The organism is Nonomuraea sp. NPDC048882 (genome assembly GCF_040649755.1).
Lineage (GTDB): Bacteria > Actinomycetota > Actinomycetes > Streptosporangiales > Streptosporangiaceae > Nonomuraea > Nonomuraea maheshkhaliensis.
Genome location: NZ_JBEZGB010000010.1, coordinates 145,491 through 165,086, shown reverse-complemented (window position 1 = coordinate 165,086; position 19,596 = coordinate 145,491). Strand labels below are relative to the sequence as shown.

The following is a 19,596-nucleotide window of genomic DNA, read 5'->3' as shown; positions in this document are numbered from 1 at the left end:
ACCCTGGCGTGGCGCGGGCCGGCTGAGCTCAATTCCGTTCAGGTCAGGCGAAGTCGTAGCCGAGGCGTACCGTGACGGTGAGCGACTGGCGGCCCGGGCTGATCGAGGCTTCCGAGTCGGCCGCGAAGTTCGCGGCCATGCGTGCCATCGGCCGCGGCGGCGCGGTGAAGTCCTCGCTCACCTCCGTCACCCGCCCCATCGGGCGCCCGGCCAGCTCGGCGTACTGCGCCGCCTTGGCCGCGGCGTCCCTGAACGCCCGTACCCGCGCCTCGGCCAGCGCCGCGGCCGGGTCGGAGCGTTCAAAGGCCACGCCGTTGAGCCTGGCCTCCTCCCCCACGCCCGCCACGGTGTCGATGACGTGATCGGCCCTGCTCAGGTCGCGGACGACGACCTCGACGCCCTGAACCGCCCGGTACGCGGCCACCTCCGGGTAGTTGGCGTATTCGGGCCCCAGCGACAGCTCCACCGTGGTCACGTCGTCGGCGGCGATGCCCTCGCGTCTGAGCGCCTCGGCCAGCCGGGCGGCGGCGGCCCGCACGGCGGCGAACGCCTCGGCGGCGGAGGTCCTGCGCACCTCGACGCCCGCGTGCAGGCGCAGGATGTCGGGCGCGGCCAGGACCGAGCCCTGGCCGATCACGGTGATGTCCACGAGGCCCAGCCCCTTCGCATGGGTTCCACCCCGATCTTAGGACGCCCCCGGGATCTACGCGGGCACGCGGGCGAAGCGGAATCCCATCTTGTCGAACTCGGCCTTCTCCGCCGCCGTCGCCAGCACCCGCGACACCTGGCCCTTCAGGTCGATGACGACCGCCTCGTACCCCCCGCCCTTGGTCCGCCACACGGCCAGGTGCTCGTCGTCCCACCAGCCGATGAGGCGGACGGCGGCGAACGGGATCGTCACCGCGTCCGTGTCGCCGCCGGAGGTGGAGCGGGCGCACAGCGTGGTGGCGTCCCTCGTGCAGTGGGCCAGGAAGCGGGTGCCGGTCGGCGAGACGTCGTCGCCCTCCACCCACACCGGCGCGCCCACGTTCGTCAGCGTGCGCAGGAGCCTGCCGTTGAGGTCGTAGAACGTCATCCGGTCGCCCACCCACGTGCCCACCGCCTGGCCGCCGGCGTCCCAGAAGAAGCGCCACTTGCCCGCGCCCTGCTCCTTGATCTCGAACACGCGGCCCTTCTCATAGGTGACGTCGATGATGCCGTAGCCGTACTCGACCGTGTCGTCCTGCGTGCCCTTGAAGAGGGTGACCAGGCCGTACCTGCCGTCGGGCGACCAGCGCGGCGTGGTGGGGAAGACCGGCCTGGGGCTGAGCCTGACCAGGCGTTTGCCGCCGGTGGCGTGATCGACGATCGAGACGGTGGCGAAGCCGTCGGTGGTGTAGTCGGCGTCGGTGGCGAGCGCGCGGCCGGTCCTGGGGTCGAGGGCGTACTCGAAGTAGCGGCTGTCGGCGGCGAATGTGCCGGTGGCGGGCTGCCTGACGTAGAGGCGCTTGCCGCTGTCGAGGGTGTAGGAGACGAGTTCGATGGGGTCGCCGGCGTGCTCCTCGACCCGCACCGACGTACCGGGCAGGGAGATCGAACGGGTGGCGGGGCGCGTCGTGGCGGGGCCTGTCGTGGGCGGGGTGGCGGGGGCGGAGGTGACGACCTGGGCGGCCGATGACGTGGGCGTCGCGCCGCCGCCGCCGGAACCCTCGGAGAGCCGGACGGCGACCAGCGCGGTGGCCGTGACCAGGGTGAGCGCCCCCGCTACAGCCGCCGTGACCACCCATCCGGTACGCCGGCGCCGGGTCGGCCACGTGGGCGGACCGGGACGCGGCAGTGGCTGCGCGGCGCCTGACTGGGGCGGGCCCGGGCGCGGCGGAGGGCCCGGCACGTGCGAACCGGCCGCTGTGTACGGGCCACCTGCCACCTGCGGGCCTGCCGTCGTGTATGCGCCGCCTACCGCCTGTGAACCGCCTGCCGCCTGCGGACCTGCCGCCGTATATGGGCCGCCTGCCGTCTGCGGGCCGGCCGGCGGCGTGTGCGGGCCGGCCGCCGCGCTGCCCTGTTGGAGCAGCCCGGACCCCTGGGCGCCGGGTAAGTGTCCGCCGGAGGCCGCCCTGGGGGCGGGGGCGTGGCCGAGGAGGCGCATGAGGGCGTCGCTCGCCGACGGACGTCCGGCGGGGTCCTTGGCCAGGCACTCCGTGACGAGCGCGCGCAGGGCGGGATCCGCGATCGAGCCGGTGTCGGCCTCGGTGTGCAGGATCCGGTTGACCACCGCGGGCACGCTGTCCTGCCCGAACGGCGGCTGCCCCGAGGCGGCGTACAGCAGCGTGCACGCCCACGCGAACATGTCCGATCTCGGCCCCGGGTTCGACTGGGTGAGCTGCTCAGGCGCCATGTACGACGGCGTGCCGATCACGGCCACGGTGAGGGTCGAGCTGAGGTCGAGCGCCTTGGCGATGCCGAAGTCGATCACGCGGGGGCCGTCGGAGGCCAGGAGCACGTTCGACGGCTTGAAGTCGCGGTGCACGATGCCTGCCTGGTGGATGGCGACCAGCGCGGTGATGGTGCCGATGGCGAGCCGGTGCAGGGAGGTGCCGGTGCGGGGGCCCTGCTCGCGTACGACGTCGGCGAGGGTGGGGCCGTCGATGTACTCGCTGACGATGTACGGGCGCCCGCCGTACAGGCCGGTCTCGACGACCTGCGCCGTGCAGAACGGCGCCACCCGCCGCGCCATCGCCACCTCGCGGACGAACCGCTCCGACGCCTCGGCGTCGCCCGCCAGGTCGGCGCGCAGCAGCTTGAGCGCCACCTTCGTGCCGTCCGGTGCCGTGGCGAGGTAGACGATGCCCTGCCCGCCCTCGCCGAGCCGGCCCGACAGGCCGTACGCGCCCACCGTCGCGGGATCGCCTGGCCGCAGACCCGCCAGGTCAGGCATTGGCACCCCCACAAATGGCCTCTTTTCCCGCCATTCTGGTGGGTGGCCCGCATATCCGTCACCCGTTCGAGCAACGCCGCCTCCGCCGACCGGCTCAGGGCCCGCTCCCCCCGTCATTGGATGTGGACTCCCGAGGCGACCCCTCGCCGGCCTCGGGCACCTGGGACGACACATCTCGCCGAACGTGAACGGGAGACAGGGCCGCGTCGGCGGCAGTGTGCGGGTGGTGGAGGTGAATACGCCGTCCAGGCCCTGGTACGCGTACGTGCTCGCCCCCGAGCTCGTCCGCCAGCCGCTCCCTGCAGCCGTCCCGGTCGCCCGCACTGATCACGACGACCGGCACCCCCGGGAACGGCTTCTCGGCCCGGAGCCTGCGCAGGTCGGCGGCCATGTCGCCACGAGCCAGCCACTCCCCCGCCATCGCGGAGACCGCCGTGCCGGTGCGGTAGATCCCCGACGGGTCGGGCAGCCCGGTGAGCAGCCGGTGCGCGGGCGGGCCTGTCAGCCGGGCCAGGACGGTCGCGCCCCAGGTCTCGCCGAGCGCGGGCAGCCAGCGCCCCACCGTCCTGGTGGCCGCCGCCGGCGCAGGCCGTTCGCCGACGCGGACCGGATCCACCAGGACAAGCCGGGCCAGGCACAGCGGGTGCAGCCGGGCGAACGCCTCCGCGTGCCAGCAGGCGACACCGTGGGCGATGACGGTGACCTGCTGGGGGTGGGCCGGGGCCAGCGCGGCCAGCCGGGCGACCTCGGCGTACAGGGTCGGCGGCACGGGCGAGGGCGGACTGAGCCCAAGCCCGGGACGATCGAACCGAATCACCCGACGACCGGCGGCAGCAAGCAGACCAGCCACCACGTCCCAGTGAAACCAGGCCCCCGCCGCCCCCGCCGCGATCAACACCGCAGGCCCGTCCCCCTGCACGACGACATGCTGCCTCCCACCCCCAGCCACCACCCCACCCGAACCCACCCCGCTACCCGCACCCGCAGCGCCGGCTCCATGCCACGCTTCCGCCGCACCTGCGAGCCCCCCGGCACCCGTCTCCATCGGGTGTCCCGCATCGGCCCCGTCCACCGCACCGGTCGCTTCTCCAGCGCCTGCGGCGCCGTCCGGGCGGACGCGGGCGCCGCCTACTCCGCCCATGCGGCCGGGGGCGATTCTCATGGCAAGGGTCAGTGCTTCGTTCTCTTCCCGGTCGTCGGAGACGAGCAGGCGGAGGGCCACGTACACGAGCCAGAAGGCGATCACGGCGAGCTGGGCCCGGTGTGCGAGCCCGGCGCCGCGCCCGCCGGCCAGCCCGGCCACGGTGAGCACGGTCGCGGCCAGGGTGAGCCAGGTGAACAGCCACGACACCCACGACCGCCAGCTCGCGCCGAGCAGCGCCATCGCGGCCACCACGGCCACCGTGCTCAGTGCGCCCGCCACGAGGTGGATCAGATGGCCGGACGAGGTCCCCTGATGGCCGCAGAGCGGGTCGCTCACCGTGGCACAGTCCAGCGGGAACAGCCCGGTCACGACCGTGAGCAGCCCGAACGCGGCCAACGCCAGCCAGCCGGGCCATTCGCGCGCCACCCTCGGCACGAGCGTCACGCCGAGCAGGCACGCCAGCCCCGCCAGCACGTCGCTGACCCGGAACAGACGCGTCCACGGCTGGTCACGTGCGGCCAGCTCGCCGACGTAACCGTCGGTCCTGTCCACGGCGGGGGTGGTGAACTGCCCGGTCATCCAGGCGCTGCCGAGTACCGCCGCCACGATGAACGCGGACGCGGCGAACACGAACAACCTTCGCTCCACGTAATGATTAGATCACCGTGGGCGATCGTCGCACATAAGAGCCCCACCCAGAGCCCCGCGCGGAACCCGGCAAAGCTCGGCACGGAGCGCACGGGGCCCGCCGCGAGCCGAGCCCCGCGTGAAACGGGTCAGGGCCGCTCGCGGAAGGCGGGCGCTCAGAGCCCGGGAGCGCCCCAGACGGGGAACCAGCGGCTGAGGTCCTTCTCCAGCGGCAGCTCGCCCTCCAGCGCTCCCCTGGCCTGCAGTTCGAGCGCGTTGTCGCGTTTCTGTCCGGAGGTGGGGGCGAACGGGTAGAAGGTGCCGCGTTTGTACAGGTACACCACGGCCAGCCGCCCACCGCCGTCAGGACGGGCGAACGACACCAGCGAGCACAGCAGCGAAGGCCCGAACCCGGCCTCCTCCAGCGACGAGTTCACCGCGTGCAACTCGGTGACCAGGTCGCTGAGGGCGTCGGGTGAGCGGCGTACCAGGAGCCAGGTGTAGCCGTAGCCGTCGTCGGACTCCTCGACCCGCTCGCCGAGCAGCGCCTTGACGTCGCGTTCGAGCGTGGCGAACGCGCCGCCCTCGGCGGCCCTGAACGCCACGGAGCCGGAACCGGTGGGGACGAGCCCGGTCGCGGCCTGCAGCGTCACGGCCGCCGACGGCAGCGCGAACAACGCGTCGAGGTTGGGCTTGACCGGCTTCGACCGGCCGAGGAGCGAGTCGAGCCAGCCCATGAGGTGTTCAGCCCCTTCCGAGTTGCCGCGAGATGTTCGCCAGCTGCTCCAGCCGGCGCTCCAGCGGCGGGTGCGTGGAGAACAGGCTCGCCAGCGTCTCGCCCTTGGCCAGGGCGGGCGCGAAGTAGAAGGCGTTGAACGGCTCCGCCTCGCGCAGATCCCTGGTGGGAATCCTGGCCATCTCGCCGCTCACCTTGGTCAGCGCGCTGGCCAGGGCCGATGGGCGCTGCGTGAGCAGGGCGCCGGCCCGGTCGGCGGCCAGTTCGCGGTAGCGCGACAGGGCCCGGGTGAGCAGGAAGCTGACGGCGTACACGATGACCGACACCAGCAGGATCACCAGCCCGATGGGCACGCCGCCCTGGCCGTTGCCCGCTCGGCGGCCGCCGAGCCCCGTGTAGAGCGCGAAGCGGGTCATGAGGCCCGCCACGATCCCGAGGAACGAGGCGATCGTCATGACGGCCACGTCACGGTGGGCCACATGGGACAGCTCGTGGGCGATCACGCCCTCCAGCTCCCGCGGGTCCAGGCGGCGCAGGATGCCCGTTGTCACGCAGACGACGGCCTTCTTCTGGTTGCGGCCGGTGGCGAACGCGTTGGGGACGTCGGAATCCGCGATCGCCACCCGAGGCTTGGGCATGTCGGCCATGGCGCACAACCGGTCGATCAGGCCGTGCAGCTCAGGGGCCTCCTGCGGAGAGACCTCCCGCCCGTGCATCGCGAACAGGGCGATGCGGTCGGACAGGAAGTACTGCACCAGCAGCAGGCCGCCCGCCAGCACCAGCACGGTCAGCGCCTGGACACCGAGAGCGATCAGGACGCCGACGAACACCACGTAGAGCAGGCCGAGCAGGAACATCGTCACGACCATGCGGCTGGTCAGGCCGCGATCGGACGCGAACCGCGTGCTCACGGTCTCAGCCCGGGATCAGGCCCTGGTCGCCCAGCATCTCCCGGACCTCCTCGATCGAGGCGTCCGCGGGGGGAAGGATCAGCTCTGACGGCTCAAGGCTGTCGTCGGAAAGCGCCTTGCCCACATGGCGCACCTTGTCGAGCAGCGCGTGCAGCTTGACCCGGAACGACTGCTCGTCGCCCGCGTCGATGGCCGCTTCGAGCTCGGAGTCCAGCTCGTTGAGGACCGAGATGTCTTCGGCGGAGATCTCCACCTGACCCTCGCCCATGATCCTGACGATCATGCGCCCTCCCCAGGCTGGCGCAGCTGCTGGGTGCCACCCTGCTGCTGCGGCTGGGCCTGCGGCTGAGGCTGAGCCTGCGGCTGCCCCTGCTCGATGGCGCTCTGCGGCGCCGGGCCCTGGCCCAGCTCGGCCTTCATCCTAGCCAGCTCCAGCTCGACGTCCATGCCGCCGCCCATGCGGTCGAGCTCGGCCTGGATGTCGTCGCCGCGGGTGCCGCTGTAGTCGTCGAGCGCGCCACTGGCCAGCAGCTCGTCGATCGCGCCGGCGCGGGCCTGCATCTGCGCCGTCTTGTCCTCGGCGCGCTGGATCGCCAGGCCGACGTCGCCCATCTCCTCTGAGATGCCGGAGAACGCCTCGTTGATGCGCGTCTGCGCCTCGGCCGCGGTGTAGGTGGCCTTGATCGTCTCCTTCTTGGTGCGGAAGGAGTCGACCTTGGCCTGCAGCCGCTGCGAAGCCGTGGTCAGCTTCTCTTCCTCGGCCTGGAGGTTGTCGTGCTGAACCTTGAGGTCGGCCATCTGCGACTGCAGGTTGGACCGCCGCTGCAGCGCCTCGCGGGCCAGATCCTCGCGGCCCACGGACAGCGCCTTGCGCCCCTGCTCCTCATAACGTCTGGCCTGGCTCTCCAAGCCGTTGATCTGCAACTCCACCCTCTTGCGCGAGGTGGCGACGTCGGCCACTCCTCGGCGCACCTTCTGCAGCAGCTCAAGCTGCCGCTGATAGGAGTAGTCAAGGGTCTCGCGCGGATCCTCCATCTTGTCCAGGGCCTTGTTGGCCTTGGACTTGAAGATCATCGAAAGTCTCTTCATCACGCTCATGCGCGTCGGCCGTCCCCTTCTAGGTCGTGCTGGTGTTATCCCGTGCAGCGCAGCCGCCTTGGGATTACCCTACGCATAACGCACGAGGGCGTCACTAAGTTGCAGTCCAGGTAGGGTTGACGCTGTGTTGCGACGCCGTTCCCAGACCTCCGTGGACGACACCCCCGTCCCCGTTGACGATCCTAAGCCCCAGGGTAAAGGTCGTCCCACACCCAAGCGCCGCGTTGCCGAAGGCAAACGGCGCCAATACGTCTCCGCGCCGAAAGACCGCAAAGAGGCCTATCGGCAGATGCGGGCCAAGCAGGCCGCCGAGCGCGATCGTGCCCGTCAGGGCATGCTCGCTGGTGACGAGCGGTATTTCCCCGCTCGTGACAAGGGCCCAGCGCGCAAGTTCGCGCGTGAATGGGTCGACTCGCGGCGGTTGCCGAGCCAGTATTTCCTGCCGTTCTCGCTAGTCATCCTGCTCGCCACATGGGTTCCCTGGCCGATGGCCATCAGGGCCCAGGTGCTGGGCTACGTGGTGACGATCGGCTGGCCGATCATGATGATCGGCGTGCTCTTCACCTCGGTCTACGTGGCCTGGAAGGTGAAGAAGGTGGTCGCGGAGAAGTTCCCGAACGAGAGCGTCAGAGGCGTGGGCTTCTACGCGGCGATGCGGGCTTTGCAGATCCGCAAGCTGCGCTTCCCGCCGCCCTCAGTGCTGCCTGGTGGCAAGCCGGTCCCGCCGAAGAAGTAACGGATATTTTCCGAAATTTCGTCCGTTTCCCGGCAAGCGCCGCGACCCGCTGCGTGCCGCCGCCCTGTGCGGCGGCACGGCCGGTGGCGAAATGTCGCGGTGTCCTGCGGCGGTGGCGGTGGCGTTACTTCCAGCGCAGCAGGCCGCGCTCGACCGTCGGGCGCCGGTCCTCGGACTCCCGCTCGCCGTCGAGCGTTAGGGCCGTGCCCTGCTCCAGGGCGTCGGCCACCGCCCGCATGAGCGCGTGGTACGACGGCACGCGGAGCATGCCGTCCGTGCCCTCCCAGGCGACGGCCCCGTCAGCGGGGGCGCTCATCGCGAGCTCCGCGGCGTACGTCACGACGTGCTCCGTCGCGTCCGATCCGCGCCCCTGACGGGACAGGAACGGGATCATCCGACCGTTCCGGCGGCCGGGCACGATCTCCGAGGCGCACAACCGCCGCCAGGTGTCCCTGATCTGGCGGATGCCGAGGTGGGACGCGACGCCCGACCGGACGCCCACCCCCAGCCCGAACGCGCCCGCACCGCGCGAGCCGTTGTGGCGCAGCAGCGAGGCCCGCAGGTCGTCGGGGAAGTTCACACCCATCTGCGCCTCGGCGACGGCGATCGTGCGCGCCTTGCCGGGGGCCCTCAGCGTCCGGTACGTGCGGGGCGCGTTCGCCTTCAGCCACCGTTCGATCCGCCGCCACTGCCGGTCGACGGCACGCTTCACCGTGGGATCGATCGGCCGCACCGTCACCGGACGCGGCGCAGGCGCACAACCTGAGCCGGTGTCGGGGCCGGATTCGGGGCCGAGACCGGAGTCGCGGGCGCTCGCCGCGGGCGAAGGCACGGACTGCGCGGTGGGCTCTGCGGTGGGCGGGGCGGGATTCGGCACGGTGGCCAGGATCTCGTCCCAGGTCAAGGAGTCCTCGTACGCCGCCCGCGCCTGCCACCCGCCCGCCGGCATCAGGGCGAGGACCAGCGTCAGCGCCACGATCGCCACGATGCCGGCCCAGATCGCACCCATCCCCGTACGGCGAGCGCGGCGGACGGGCGCCACCGGAGCGGCGGGCTCCTTCCGCGGCAGGCGGGCACGGCGGCGCAGTCGTACCGCGATCGCGGTCAGGATGGCCGCCGTCAGCGCCAGCCGTACTAGCTTCAGCACGTCGCGCACCCTATCCCGAAACGAATCACCCCATGCGCCGGGATTAAGGTCGGACCTATGGAATTCCGACACCTCGGCCGCAGCGGCCTCATGGTCAGTGAGATCAGCTACGGCAACTGGATCACCCACGGTTCCCAGGTCGAGGAGGAGGCCGCCAAACTGTGCGTGCAGGCGGCCCTCGACGAGGGGATCACCACGTTCGACACCGCCGACGTCTACGCGGGGACGAAGGCTGAGGAGGTGCTCGGCCGTGCACTGAAGGGCGTGCGCAGGGAGTCGCTGGAGATCTTCACCAAGGTCTACTGGCCGACCGGCCCCGGCCGCAACGACCGCGGCCTGTCGCGCAAGCACATCACCGAGTCGATCAACGGCTCCCTGCGCCGCCTGCAGACCGACTACGTGGATCTCTACCAGGCGCACCGTTTCGACTACGAGACCCCGCTTGAGGAGACGCTCAAGACCTTCGACGACCTCGTACGCCAGGGCAAGGTCCTCTACATCGGCGTCAGCGAGTGGACCGCCGAGCAGATCGCCCAGGCGCTCAAGATCGCCGATGAGATGGGCTTCGACCGCATCGTGTCGAACCAGCCGCAGTATTCGATGTTGTGGCGCATCATCGAGCCGGAGGTCGTGCCGCTGAGCGAGAAGGAGGGCGTGGGCCAGATCGTCTGGTCCCCGATCGGCCAGGGCGTGCTCACCGGCAAGTACCTCCCCGGCCAGCAGCCGCCCGAGGGCTCGCGGGCCACCGACAAGAGCGGCAGCGCCATGATCGCCCGGTTCATGCGGGACGACGTGCTCACCCGCGTGCAGGAGCTCAAGCCGATCGCCTCCGACCTGGGCCTCACCATGGCGCAGTTGGCGATCGCCTGGGTGCTGCAGAACCAGAACGTCTCCAGCGCCATCGTCGGCGCCACCCGGCCCGAGCAGGTGCGTGACAACGTCAAGGCGTCCGGCGTCAAGCTGGGGGCCGACGTGCTGGAGCGGATCGACGCGGTGCTCGGCGACGTCGTCGAGCGCGACCCCGCCAAGACCGTGAGCCCGCAGACCCGCCCATAACGCGCCCACGTAACAAAAACCCCTTGAGCCGCAAGACGCTCAAGGGGTTTTTCTTTTATAGGGGAATCACTGCTGGCGCAATGACAATCCCGTGTATTCAACACGGTCCTCTTCGAGCAAAGCGACTTGCTCGACACCGGATTCCAGCAGGTCACGATAGTTTTCGCCGAGCCAGGACTCCGCGTCGGCCTGGCTGGGAAAAACCTCTCGCGGCAAAGGGCGATCCGTCACCTCACCACCATTTGCATTTTCATAACGCCACCGCCATGTCATGCCATACGCTCCTTTTCCGCGGGTTCGCCGGCGCACCCTCCGCAGGCACTGGAACCCTACTCCCGAGCTCGGAGGTCAATCGATGCTGCGCGCGTATCGTGTTGCGGCCGGGGTCGCCATCGGGGCGGCCGCGTTCCTCTCCCTTCCCCATTCCGCACTCGCCGCCACGCCCGTCGCCCCCGGCGGGCCGGCCCCCGGAGCCGCCGACCCCGGCGCGCCGCGGTCGTGGAGCGCCTGGCTCAGCGACGGGACGGCCTGGCTCGCGGCCGATCCCGCCGGCTCGCCGCCTGACGGCTCCGTCATCGGCTGGCGCTTCTCCGTCGTCGCGGAAGGGGCCGGCGACTCCCCCGGCGGGGAGCTGCCGTCGTTCGAGTCGGTGTGCGGCCGGGACACCGCGGCCTCCGGGCACAAGCGGGTGGCCGTTTCGGTGGACTTCGGCGACGGGGACGCCGACGCCTACCCGGGCGACCAGCCTCCCGCGCAGGGGGTGCTGCGGTGCGTGGCGGGCGCCGAGGACGCCACCACCGCCCGGCTCCTCGCCACCGCCGCCCAGGTCCGGGTGAACGCCGAGGGCGACGTGGTCTCCGTGTCCGGGTACCCGATGCGCGAGCGCGGCGGCACCGAGCTGACCGCCGCCACGCCGGCCACCCCTGGCGGGCCGCCTGTCCTGCTGATCGCGGGCGGGGCGGGCGCGCTGGCCCTGCTCACGGCCGGCGCCGTCGTGGCCACCCGCCGCCGCACCCGCACCCCCGCCGAAACCCTCCGATAACCGACTCGCCGGTACGCTCGGCGCGGTGAAAGTCCTTCTCACCGGTACGGCGGGCGGCGCGGGCTGGCCGGAGCCCGGCTGCCGGTGCGTCTCCTGCGCGAGCCTGCCCCCGGGTCACCGCCGCCCGTTCGGCGTCGTCGTGGACGGCGTGGCGAGCTTCCCCTTCGACGCCCCGCCGGACGGTTACCGCACCCACGCCGGCGGCCTCGGGCTCTCCTGCCCGGACGGCACCCGGCTGCTGTGCCTCCCCAGGGACCAGGTAGTGCCCACAGACGCCAGGTACGACGTCGTTCTGATGGACCTGCTCGATCGCCCGGAGCGTCTCGGGGAGTTGCGCAGGGCCGGGCCGGCGGACGGCGCGACCGTGGTGGTGGCGACCGGCCTGGACCACCGGATCAGGTCCGAGCGGGAGCTGACCCGCCGGCTGCGCCTGTGGGGCGCCCTGAGCGTCCCGGACGGCACGGAGCTGGAGGTCACGCCCGGACGCGGCCTCACAGCGGCGTCACGGCCTCCAGGGGCCCAGGACGACGCCATCGTCACCGAACGCGAGCCACACCCGTGGCGGACGTTGCTGCTGGGCGGGTCCAGGTCAGGAAAGTCGGCCGAGGCGGAGATGCGGCTGGCCGGCGAGCCGTACGTCACCTACGTGGCCACAGGACCGGCCGGCGCGGGTGACGGCGAGTGGGCGGCGCGGGTGCGGGCGCACCGGGAGCGGCGGCCCGCGCACTGGGCCACCGCCGAGACCACCGACCTGGTCACGGCCATCGGCGCCGCCACCACCCCGCTGCTGATCGACGGCCTGGGCACGTGGCTGACGGCGGTGTTCGACGAGCACGGCGCGTGGGAGGGCGACCGCGCGCCGGTCGCCGCCGCCTGCGACGCCCTGGTGGCCGCCTGGCGCCAGACGCCTCAACCGATCGTGACGGTCTCTGACGAGGTGGGGATGGGCGTGGTGCCCGCGACGGCCAGCGGGCGGGCGTTCAGGGACGCGCTCGGCCGGCTCAACGAACGGCTGGCCGCCGAGTCCGAGTACGTGGCCCTGGTGGTCGCCGGCCGCCCACTCGAACTATGACCCCACCACCCCGCCCTGAGCGTCACACCCTCGTACCGTGACCCCGGACGCCCCACCACGACCGCGCGAGCGCCCAGGCCCGGGATCAGGGGCGGGCGGCTCTGGCGTACCAGCGGCCGTCGATGCGGTCCACGGTCAAAGGGCGGCCGAAGCAGTCGCTGAGCTGGTCGGAGGTGAGCACGTCGGCCACGGGACCGGCGGCCAGCACCCTGGCGTCGCGCATGAGCATCGCGTGCGTCGTGGTGGCCGGCACCTCCTCCAGGTGGTGCGTCACCGTGACGGTGGTGAGCACGGGCCGGGTGGTGGCCAGGTCCTCGACGGCGGTGATGAGGTCTTCGCGGGCGGGCAGGTCGAGCCCGGCGAACGGCTCGTCGAGCAGCAGCACCGCGGGATCGCCCATGAGCGCCCTGGCCACCCGGATCCGGGCCCGCTCCCCCTGCGAGCAGACACGGAACTTCCGCTCGGCGAGGTCCTTGCAGCCCAGGTCGGCCAGCAGCCGGTGGGCACGGTCGTGCTCGGTGTCGCCGTACTTGTCCCACAGCGGCACGCTCGTCCCGGTGTGCCCGGTGAGCACCACGGCGAGCGCGGTCGCCCCTTCCTCCTCCATCAGCTCCTCGTCCACCAGCCGCTGGCTGGAGGCGACGAGACCGATGTGGCGGCGCAGCTCCCGCAGATCGACCCGGCCGAGCCGGTGGCCGAGCACCTTGACGGCACCCTCGCTGGGATGCCGTACGGCGCCCGCCAGCGACAGCAGCGTCGTCTTGCCCGCGCCGTTGGGGCCGAGGATGGCCCAGTGGTCGCCGTAGTCCACCTGCCAATCGACACCGTCGAGCAGCGTTTTGCCGACAACCCGGACACCTACGCCTTCCAGTTCAACCACGTGCATCCCGCCACACTAGTGGGCCCTAGGATCGTGCGTTATGCGGCTGATGGACGGTGTGCGGCTGGCCGTGGGCACGCTCAGCGTCTTCCCCGTGCGCGTGGAGCGGGTGGATCGGCAGGTGGCGGGGCGGGCCATGACCCTGGCCCCGGCCGTCGGCCTGGTGCTCGGACTGGTCGCCGGGCTGCCGCTGCTGCTTCCCGCCCCGCCCCTGCTGGGGGCCGCGCTGGCGGTGGGGCTGCTGGCGCTGCTCACCCGGGGGCTGCACCTTGACGGCCTGGCCGATCTCGCGGACGGGCTGGGGAGCGGCAAACCGGCCGATCAGGCGCTCGGCATCATGAAAAAGTCGGACATCGGGCCTTTCGGCGTGATGACGCTGGTGTTCACGCTGCTCGTCCAGGTGGCGGCGGTCGCGGAGGCCGGCTACTGGGCGCTGGTGACGGCCTGCGTGGCCGGGCGGCTGGCGCTGGTGTGGGCCTGCCGGGCCGGGGTCCCCGCCGCACGCCCCGAGGGGCTGGGGGCGATGGTCGCGGGCACCGTACGCCGCTCCGCAGCCTGGCTGGTCACCCTGGGCACGGCGCTCACGGCCGTGGCGATCGGCCTGCTCGCCGACGTCTGGAGCGGCGTCCCCGGTGACGTGTCCTGGTGGCCCGAGCCGGTTCCGGCGAGCACGGAGGTGTACGGCATGGTCAGGACCTTCCCGACCGATGCTGAGCGCATCGTGGGGGAGGTCGGCGGGTGGCTGTCGGGCCCCGCCGGCGCCCCCATCGCGCTGCTCGCGGGAACGGGCGTGGCCCTGCTCCTGCTCCGCCACGCCAGGCGCCGGCTCGGCGGGATCACCGGCGACGTGCTCGGCGCGCTCGTGGAGACGGCCACGGCCGCCGCGCTGGTGGCCTGGGCCCTCTTCCCCTGAACGGGCCGGCCGCCACGAGGGCGGCCGGCCATACAGGCGAAACGCGGCAGAAGCCCGGGCGAAGCCGGCAGGCCGCCCGGCCCGTTCAGGTGGCCGGTTCGGACTCGACGGGGGCCGGCTCGGGCGCCGGCCGCGGCGGACGTACCGGAAAGAAACGCAGCAGAACCGCGCAGAGCAGCGCGAGCACCACCCAGCCCACCACGCCGGTGATCCCGGCCAGCACCTCGTTCGGCGGCGCGGCGGCGTCGCCGAGCAGCAGCGCGACCCCGGCGACGGCGTTCAGCGAGCCGTGCGCCACCACCGCGGGCCACACGCTCCCGGTACGCAGCCGCAGCCACCCCAGCAGCACCCCGGCCAGCATGCAGAAGCCGATGAAGACCAGCGCCGCCCATGAGCCGAGCCGCGGGTAGTTGTAGCCGAGCAGGGTGAGCGGCGCGTGCCACAGGCCCCAGATGGCGCCCGACATGAGCAGCCCGGCGAACACGCCGTTCGTGGCGGCGAGCCGGGGCGCCAGCCAGCCCCGCCAGCCCCACTCCTCCCCCAGCGCCGGGATCGCGTTCAGCACGGGCCCTGCCACGCAGGCGATCAGGATCTGCACGATGGCCAGGGTGCTCGGGTCCGCGGGCGGCTGGACGCCGTTGGCCCGCAGGCCGGCGGCGAAGAGGCTGAGCCCGGACAGGTCCAGGGAGACGAGCCCGACGGCGGCGCTGAGCCACAGGGACAGGAACGTCAGGACCGGCACGCCCGCCCAGGCCGCCAGCATCATCAGGACGGTACGGCCCTTGCGCTCGCCCAGCGTGAGCCCGGTGTGACGGGCCCATTCACGGAACGGCGCGCGCGACAGCGCCCAGACGCCGAGCACGCCCACCGACGGGGTGAACATCATCAGCGCGCCCAGCCCCTGCATCAGCGGCGAGCCCAGCCCGCCGCCGAACCACAGGGGGAGCGCCACGGCCCAGGACAGCCCGAAGGCCAGGACGAGGAAGACAACGAGGGGTTTCTTCACGACGTAACACGCTCCGCGATGAGGGTGTTGATGAGGGAGGCGCCGCGTTCGGCGTCGTCGATGCTGATGGCGAGCCGGCCGCCGGAACGGTAGCGCAGGACCAGGCATTCGCCGCCGCGCAGCATGATGGCGGCGCTGCCCGGCAGGCCACGGAAGCCCCAGCCGCCGACCTCGGACGGCCGCAGCTCCTCGGCCCACGCCGACTCGACCTTGGCCAGCGGGATGGTCCGCGCCGGCCGGCCGAACGGCCCGAACCCGATCACCACCTTCTCGTCGATCACCTTGACGGTGAGCGCCATGGTGGCCAGCCCGACGACGAGCACGATGACGAACGCGGGCAGGGCCGCGCCGACGCCGGCCACCCCGGACACTCCGGACGCACCGAACACGGTCAGTGCGGTCGTCACCACGATGACCGCCAGCGCGCAGAGGGTGATCGCGGTGAGCCACGGGTTGACGATCCTGCTGACCCAGACCGCCCGCTGCCCAGGGCCGAGGCGCAGGCGCGGCGGCGCCTGCTCGCCGGGAGACGGCTCGTCCCGCGGGCCCCTGCCCAGATAGCCGGCGGCGGTGCCGGCGACGATCATGCCGAGGATCACCAGGAGGACGTGCCAGCCGGGCAGCTCGGCCGCGCGCCAGCCGGGGGCGTCGAGGTTGACGGACAGGGTGGAGGCGGCGGCGCCGAGCAGCAGCGCGCCCAGCCCGAACAGCAACCCCCACCAGGTCACCCGGGCGCCGCGCCGGGCGCCGGCCCGGCCGGCGAACACCACCAGGAGGAGCCACGGCACGACCCACATGGCCGAGGACGTGACCACATGAGCGGTGAACGACATGGAGCCGTCGGGGACACTGCCGGACGAGCCCCAGTGCGTGGCCAGGGGATCGGGCAACCGGTCGCGCAGCGCGAGCGGCGCCAGGATCAGCACGGCGGTCACGGCCGCTCCCCAAACGAGGGCGACGGCACGGGGTCTCATGTCAGGTCCTCCAAGATGTCGATGAGGTCGTCACGGCTGTAGCCGTACTTCTTGGCCTCCTGCAGCAGCTCACGCGCCCGCTGGGCGAGCAGGGCACGGCCGTCGGCGCGGCCCGCCACGCTGACGCCGCGGCCTCTCCTGAACTCCAGCAGCCCCTCGTCCCGCAGGTCGCGCAGGGCCCGCAGCACGGTGTTGGTGTTGATGCCCAGCGCGCCCGCCAGGTCCTTGGCCGGCGGCAGGCGGTCGCCCGGCCGGTAGGAGCCCTCGCCGATGGCGCGGCGGATGGCGCTCGCCACCTGTTCGTGCAGGGGGCGGGCGTCGTGAAGATCGAGCGTCAGCAACATGGTGCTAATGACACTAGCACTATTACTCAACCGGGCGTCAACCAGCGATTGGTAGGATGAACCCCTGTTTGTGAGTACGCAGAAACCGTGGATAGCATCGGTTTACGTGACCACTGTGCGGCTGAACTCAGCAGATCCCGTCTCCATCGACACCGACGCCTTGATCGTCGGCTTCAGACCGGGCGAGGACGGCCCGGTTCCCGCGTCGGGCGCCGACTCCCTCGGCGCGGCCTTCGATGGCAAGCTCACCGCCTCGCTCGGCGCCGTGGGCTTCACCGGCAAGCCCGGCGAGCTGGCCAAGCTGCCGGCCTTCGGCGCCATCGCCGCCCCGCTGCTGGTCGCCGTCGGCCTCGGAGACTCCCCCGGGCCCGAGGATCTGCGCCGCGCCGCCGGCGCCGCCGTACGCGCGCTCGCCGGCACCTCCCGCGCCGTGCTCGCCCTGCCGGCCGGCACCGCGGCCGAGGCCGAGGCGGTCGTGCTCGGCGGGCTGCTCGGCGCCTACTCCTTCTCCCGTTACCGCACGAACGGCGAGCAGAAGGCGCCGGTGGCCGAGCTCACCGTGGTCACCGACCAGTCCGAGGAGGTCGCCGAGCGCGCGAGCGTGCTGGCCGAGTCGGTCTCCCTCGTGCGCGACCTGGTCAACACGCCTCCCTCCGACCTGTGGCCGGCCAAGTTCGCCGAGCTCGCCGAGCAGGCGGGCGGCAAGGCAGGGCTGACCGTCGAGGTGCTGGACGACAAGCAGCTCAAGGACGGCGGCTACGGCGGCCTCATCGGCGTCGGCCAGGGCTCGGTCAACCCGCCGCGCCTGGTCCGCCTGGCCTACAGCCACCCCGAGGCGGCCAAGACGCTCGCCTTCGTGGGCAAGGGCATCACGTTCGACTCGGGCGGCCTGTCGCTCAAGCCGTCGGCCTCCATGGACTGGATGAAATCCGACATGGGCGGCGCGGCCGCGGTGCTCGGAGCGGTGATCGGCATCGCCAGGCTCGGCCTGCCGGTCAACGCCGTCGGCTACCTCTGCCTGGCGGAAAACCTGCCGAGCGGCACCGCGCAGCGCCCCTCCGACGTCATCCACAGCTACAGCGGCAAGACCGTCGAGGTGCTCGACACCGACGCCGAGGGCCGCCTGGTGCTCATGGACGGCATCGCGCGCGCCGCCGAGGACGGCCCCGACCTGATCGTCGACGTGGCCACCCTCACCGGCGCCCAGATCGTCGCGCTCGGCTGGCGCACCGCCGGCGTCATGTCCAACGACGACGCCGTACGCGAACTCGTGGTCGAGACCGCGGGCGAGGCGGGCGAGGGCGCGTGGGGCATGCCGCTGCCCGAGGAACTGCGCAAAGGTCTCGACTCGCCCATCGCCGACATCGCCAACCTCCAGCCGGAGCGATGGGGCAGCATGCTGGCGGCGGGCATCTTCCTCAAGGAATTCGTGCCCCAGGGGGTGCGCTGGGCCCACATCGACATGGCCGGCCCCGCGTTCAACAAGGGCGAACCGTACGGTTACATCCCGAAGGGCGGCACGGGCGCCTTCACCCGCACCCTCATCGGACTCGCAGAGCGGCACGCGAGCATCTGAAACAAATGAAAAGATGACGGCATCACGAACACCCCGACAAGGAGCCTTCCTGTGGCCTATGACATCGTCGTCCTAGGGGGCGGCAGCGGCGGTTACGCCTGCGCGCTAAGGGCGGCCGAGCTGGGCAAGTCGGTCGCCCTGATCGAGCGGGACAAGATCGGCGGCACCTGCCTCCACAGGGGATGCATCCCCACGAAGGCCCTGCTCCACTCCGCCGAGGTCGCCGACGAGACCCGCGAGAGCGCCTCCTTCGGCGTCAAGGCGAGCTTCGAGGGCATCGACGTCCAGGGCGTCCACGCCTTCAAGGACAAGATCGTCACGCGCGCCTGGAAGGGTGTGCAGGGCCTGCTCAAGGGCGCCGGCGTGACGATCGTCGAGGGCGAGGGCCGCCTGGTCGGCGCCAACAGGATCCAGGTCGGCTCCGAGGTCTACGAGGGCCGCAACCTCGTCCTGGCCACCGGCTCCGCGCCCAAGACCCTGCCCGGCCTGGAGATCGACGGCGAGCGGGTGATCACCAGCGAGCACACGCTCAAGATGGACCGCGTGCCCGCCTCCGTGATCGTGCTGGGCGGCGGCGTCATCGGCGTCGAGCTGGCCAGCGTCTACCGTTCCTTCGGCGCCGAGGTCACGATCGTCGAGGCGCTGCCGCACCTGCTGCCGACCGAGGAGGAGTCCAGCTCCAAGCTGCTGGAGCGGGCCTTCCGCCGCCGCGGCATCAAGTACGAGCTGGGCGTCTTCTTCGACGGCGCCAAGACCACCGAGACCGGCGTGGTCGTCACCCTGGCCAACGGCAAGACCCTCGACGCCGAGCTGCTGCTCGTCGCGGTCGGCCGCGGCGCGGTGTCGGCGGGCATGGGCTTCGAGGAGCAGGGCATCACCGTCGAGCGCGGCGCGGTCGTGGTCGACGAGCACTGCCAGACCTCCGTGCCCGGGATCTACGCCATCGGCGACCTGATCCCGACCCTGCAGCTCGCGCACGCCGGGTTCGCCGAGGGCATCATGGTGGCCGAGCACATCGCGGGCCTCAACCCGCCGCCGATCGACTACGCGGGCGTGCCGCGCATCACCTACTCCGACCCGGAGGTCGCCTCGGTCGGCATCACCTCCGCCCAGGCCGCCGAGCGCGGCATCGAGATCGTCGAGCAGGTCTACGACCTGGCGGGCAATCCCAAGAGCCAGATCCTCGGCACCTCGGGCGCCGTGAAGGTCATCGCCCAGAAGGACGGCCCCGTCGTCGGCGTCCACATGGTGGGCCGCCGCATCGGCGAGCTCGTCACGGAGGGCCAGCTCATCTACAACTGGGAGGCGCTGCCCGCAGAGGTCGCCCAGCTCATCCACGCACACCCGACCCAGTCCGAGGCGGTCGGTGAGGCGATGCTGGCCCTGGCCGGCAAGCCGCTGCACGTACACAACTAGT

General features: G+C 72.0%; 20 protein-coding genes. 7 read left to right on the top strand and 13 right to left on the bottom strand.

Going from position 1 to position 19,596, the window contains the following annotated elements:
* Positions 1–43: 43 nt before the first annotated feature.
* From AB0C27_RS32770 to AB0C27_RS32740, 7 genes are all read right to left on the bottom strand, one after another.
* Complete coding sequence (locus tag AB0C27_RS32770) at positions 44–649, bottom strand: SIMPL domain-containing protein (protein WP_357851849.1); 606 nt, start codon at positions 647–649, stop codon at positions 44–46.
* Positions 650–703: 54 nt separating this feature from the next.
* The gene (locus tag AB0C27_RS32765; protein WP_357851846.1) at positions 704–2,917 is read right to left on the bottom strand and encodes a protein kinase; all 2,214 of its coding nucleotides are present in this window, start codon (positions 2,915–2,917) and stop codon (positions 704–706) included.
* Between the two features lie 94 nt (positions 2,918–3,011).
* Positions 3,012–4,709, bottom strand: coding sequence for an alpha/beta fold hydrolase (locus AB0C27_RS32760; protein WP_357851843.1), 1,698 nt, complete (start codon positions 4,707–4,709; stop codon positions 3,012–3,014).
* Positions 4,710–4,864: 155 nt separating this feature from the next.
* Positions 4,865–5,425 (bottom strand): hypothetical protein, encoded by a 561-nt coding sequence (locus AB0C27_RS32755; RefSeq protein ID WP_357851840.1) that lies wholly within the window; start codon positions 5,423–5,425, stop codon positions 4,865–4,867.
* Between the two features lie 7 nt (positions 5,426–5,432).
* Positions 5,433–6,335, bottom strand: coding sequence for a zinc metalloprotease HtpX (gene htpX, locus AB0C27_RS32750; protein WP_346114990.1), 903 nt, complete (start codon positions 6,333–6,335; stop codon positions 5,433–5,435).
* A 4-nt stretch (positions 6,336–6,339) separates the two neighbouring features.
* Complete coding sequence (locus tag AB0C27_RS32745; RefSeq protein WP_346114989.1) at positions 6,340–6,618, bottom strand: hypothetical protein; 279 nt, start codon at positions 6,616–6,618, stop codon at positions 6,340–6,342.
* Positions 6,615–7,433 carry a PspA/IM30 family protein gene (locus AB0C27_RS32740; protein WP_346114988.1) on the bottom strand — a complete coding sequence of 273 codons (819 nt, stop codon included), beginning with the start codon at positions 7,431–7,433 and terminating at the stop codon, positions 6,615–6,617. The genes AB0C27_RS32745 and AB0C27_RS32740 overlap by 4 nt, the downstream gene beginning before the upstream one ends.
* A 151-nt stretch (positions 7,434–7,584) precedes the next feature.
* On the opposite strand from AB0C27_RS32740, the gene AB0C27_RS32735 reads away from it, so the two are divergent.
* On the top strand, positions 7,585–8,169 hold the full coding sequence (locus AB0C27_RS32735; RefSeq protein ID WP_357851835.1) for a DUF3043 domain-containing protein: 585 nt from the start codon (positions 7,585–7,587) through the stop codon (positions 8,167–8,169).
* A 124-nt stretch (positions 8,170–8,293) separates the two neighbouring features.
* Here the strand turns inward: AB0C27_RS32735 and AB0C27_RS32730 are convergent, their stop codons facing one another.
* On the bottom strand, positions 8,294–9,316 hold the full coding sequence (locus AB0C27_RS32730; protein ID WP_357851832.1) for an SMI1/KNR4 family protein: 1,023 nt from the start codon (positions 9,314–9,316) through the stop codon (positions 8,294–8,296).
* 57 nt (positions 9,317–9,373) lie between these two features.
* Here AB0C27_RS32730 and AB0C27_RS32725 point away from each other — a divergent pair, with 57 nt between their 5' ends.
* Positions 9,374–10,372 carry an aldo/keto reductase family protein gene (locus AB0C27_RS32725; RefSeq protein WP_357851829.1) on the top strand — a complete coding sequence of 333 codons (999 nt, stop codon included), beginning with the start codon at positions 9,374–9,376 and terminating at the stop codon, positions 10,370–10,372.
* A 66-nt stretch (positions 10,373–10,438) separates the two neighbouring features.
* Here the strand turns inward: AB0C27_RS32725 and AB0C27_RS32720 are convergent, their stop codons facing one another.
* Positions 10,439–10,645 carry a hypothetical protein gene (locus tag AB0C27_RS32720; RefSeq protein WP_346114984.1) on the bottom strand — a complete coding sequence of 69 codons (207 nt, stop codon included), beginning with the start codon at positions 10,643–10,645 and terminating at the stop codon, positions 10,439–10,441.
* A gap of 82 nt (positions 10,646–10,727) precedes the next feature.
* On the opposite strand from AB0C27_RS32720, the gene AB0C27_RS32715 reads away from it, so the two are divergent.
* Together AB0C27_RS32715 and AB0C27_RS32710 are read left to right on the top strand one after the other, a co-directional pair.
* Positions 10,728–11,414 carry an SCO2322 family protein gene (locus tag AB0C27_RS32715; protein WP_357851826.1) on the top strand — a complete coding sequence of 229 codons (687 nt, stop codon included), beginning with the start codon at positions 10,728–10,730 and terminating at the stop codon, positions 11,412–11,414.
* Between the two features lie 25 nt (positions 11,415–11,439).
* Positions 11,440–12,486, top strand: a complete 1,047-nt coding sequence (locus AB0C27_RS32710) for a bifunctional adenosylcobinamide kinase/adenosylcobinamide-phosphate guanylyltransferase (protein ID WP_357851823.1) — start codon at positions 11,440–11,442, stop codon at positions 12,484–12,486.
* An 85-nt stretch (positions 12,487–12,571) separates the two neighbouring features.
* Here AB0C27_RS32710 and AB0C27_RS32705 read toward each other — a convergent pair whose 3' ends face one another.
* Positions 12,572–13,372: an ATP-binding cassette domain-containing protein gene (locus tag AB0C27_RS32705; RefSeq protein ID WP_357851819.1), complete on the bottom strand. Its 801-nt coding sequence runs from the start codon at positions 13,370–13,372 to the stop codon at positions 12,572–12,574.
* Between the two features lie 34 nt (positions 13,373–13,406).
* Here AB0C27_RS32705 and AB0C27_RS32700 point away from each other — a divergent pair, with 34 nt between their 5' ends.
* A complete protein-coding gene (locus AB0C27_RS32700; protein ID WP_357851816.1) occupies positions 13,407–14,279 on the top strand; it encodes an adenosylcobinamide-GDP ribazoletransferase in 873 nt (290 codons plus the stop codon).
* An 85-nt stretch (positions 14,280–14,364) separates the two neighbouring features.
* Here AB0C27_RS32700 and AB0C27_RS32695 read toward each other — a convergent pair whose 3' ends face one another.
* The 3 genes from AB0C27_RS32695 to AB0C27_RS32685 are packed head-to-tail and all read right to left on the bottom strand — an operon-like array spanning position 14,365 to position 16,603.
* Complete coding sequence (locus AB0C27_RS32695) at positions 14,365–15,285, bottom strand: CPBP family intramembrane glutamic endopeptidase (RefSeq protein ID WP_357851813.1); 921 nt, start codon at positions 15,283–15,285, stop codon at positions 14,365–14,367.
* The gene (locus tag AB0C27_RS32690; RefSeq protein WP_357851810.1) at positions 15,282–16,220 is read right to left on the bottom strand and encodes a hypothetical protein; all 939 of its coding nucleotides are present in this window, start codon (positions 16,218–16,220) and stop codon (positions 15,282–15,284) included. The genes AB0C27_RS32695 and AB0C27_RS32690 overlap by 4 nt, the downstream gene beginning before the upstream one ends.
* 35 nt (positions 16,221–16,255) lie before the next feature.
* A complete protein-coding gene (locus AB0C27_RS32685) occupies positions 16,256–16,603 on the bottom strand; it encodes a GntR family transcriptional regulator (protein ID WP_346114977.1) in 348 nt (115 codons plus the stop codon).
* A 106-nt stretch (positions 16,604–16,709) separates the two neighbouring features.
* Here AB0C27_RS32685 and AB0C27_RS32680 point away from each other — a divergent pair, with 106 nt between their 5' ends.
* The gene (locus tag AB0C27_RS32680) at positions 16,710–18,179 is read left to right on the top strand and encodes a leucyl aminopeptidase (protein ID WP_357851805.1); all 1,470 of its coding nucleotides are present in this window, start codon (positions 16,710–16,712) and stop codon (positions 18,177–18,179) included.
* A 51-nt stretch (positions 18,180–18,230) separates the two neighbouring features.
* Positions 18,231–19,595, top strand: a complete 1,365-nt coding sequence (gene lpdA, locus AB0C27_RS32675) for a dihydrolipoyl dehydrogenase (RefSeq protein WP_357851802.1) — start codon at positions 18,231–18,233, stop codon at positions 19,593–19,595.
* Position 19,596: the final 1 nt, after the last annotated feature.

What these genes read in the sequence shown, in the direction of transcription:
- AB0C27_RS32765 (WP_357851846.1), bottom strand. Translation starts at nt 2,917, where the DNA reads ATGCCTGACCTGGCGGGTCTGCGGCCAGGCGATCCCGCGACGGTGGGC.
- AB0C27_RS32755 (WP_357851840.1), bottom strand. Translation starts at nt 5,425, where the DNA reads ATGGGCTGGCTCGACTCGCTCCTCGGCCGGTCGAAGCCGGTCAAGCCC.
- AB0C27_RS32745 (WP_346114989.1), bottom strand. Translation starts at nt 6,618, where the DNA reads ATGATCGTCAGGATCATGGGCGAGGGTCAGGTGGAGATCTCCGCCGAA.
- AB0C27_RS32740 (WP_346114988.1), bottom strand. Translation starts at nt 7,433, where the DNA reads ATGAGCGTGATGAAGAGACTTTCGATGATCTTCAAGTCCAAGGCCAAC.
- AB0C27_RS32725 (WP_357851829.1), top strand. Translation starts at nt 9,374, where the DNA reads ATGGAATTCCGACACCTCGGCCGCAGCGGCCTCATGGTCAGTGAGATC.
- AB0C27_RS32720 (WP_346114984.1), bottom strand. Translation starts at nt 10,645, where the DNA reads ATGACATGGCGGTGGCGTTATGAAAATGCAAATGGTGGTGAGGTGACG.
- AB0C27_RS32715 (WP_357851826.1), top strand. Translation starts at nt 10,728, where the DNA reads ATGCTGCGCGCGTATCGTGTTGCGGCCGGGGTCGCCATCGGGGCGGCC.
- AB0C27_RS32705 (WP_357851819.1), bottom strand. Translation starts at nt 13,372, where the DNA reads ATGCACGTGGTTGAACTGGAAGGCGTAGGTGTCCGGGTTGTCGGCAAA.
- AB0C27_RS32700 (WP_357851816.1), top strand. Translation starts at nt 13,407, where the DNA reads ATGCGGCTGATGGACGGTGTGCGGCTGGCCGTGGGCACGCTCAGCGTC.
- AB0C27_RS32685 (WP_346114977.1), bottom strand. Translation starts at nt 16,603, where the DNA reads ATGTTGCTGACGCTCGATCTTCACGACGCCCGCCCCCTGCACGAACAG.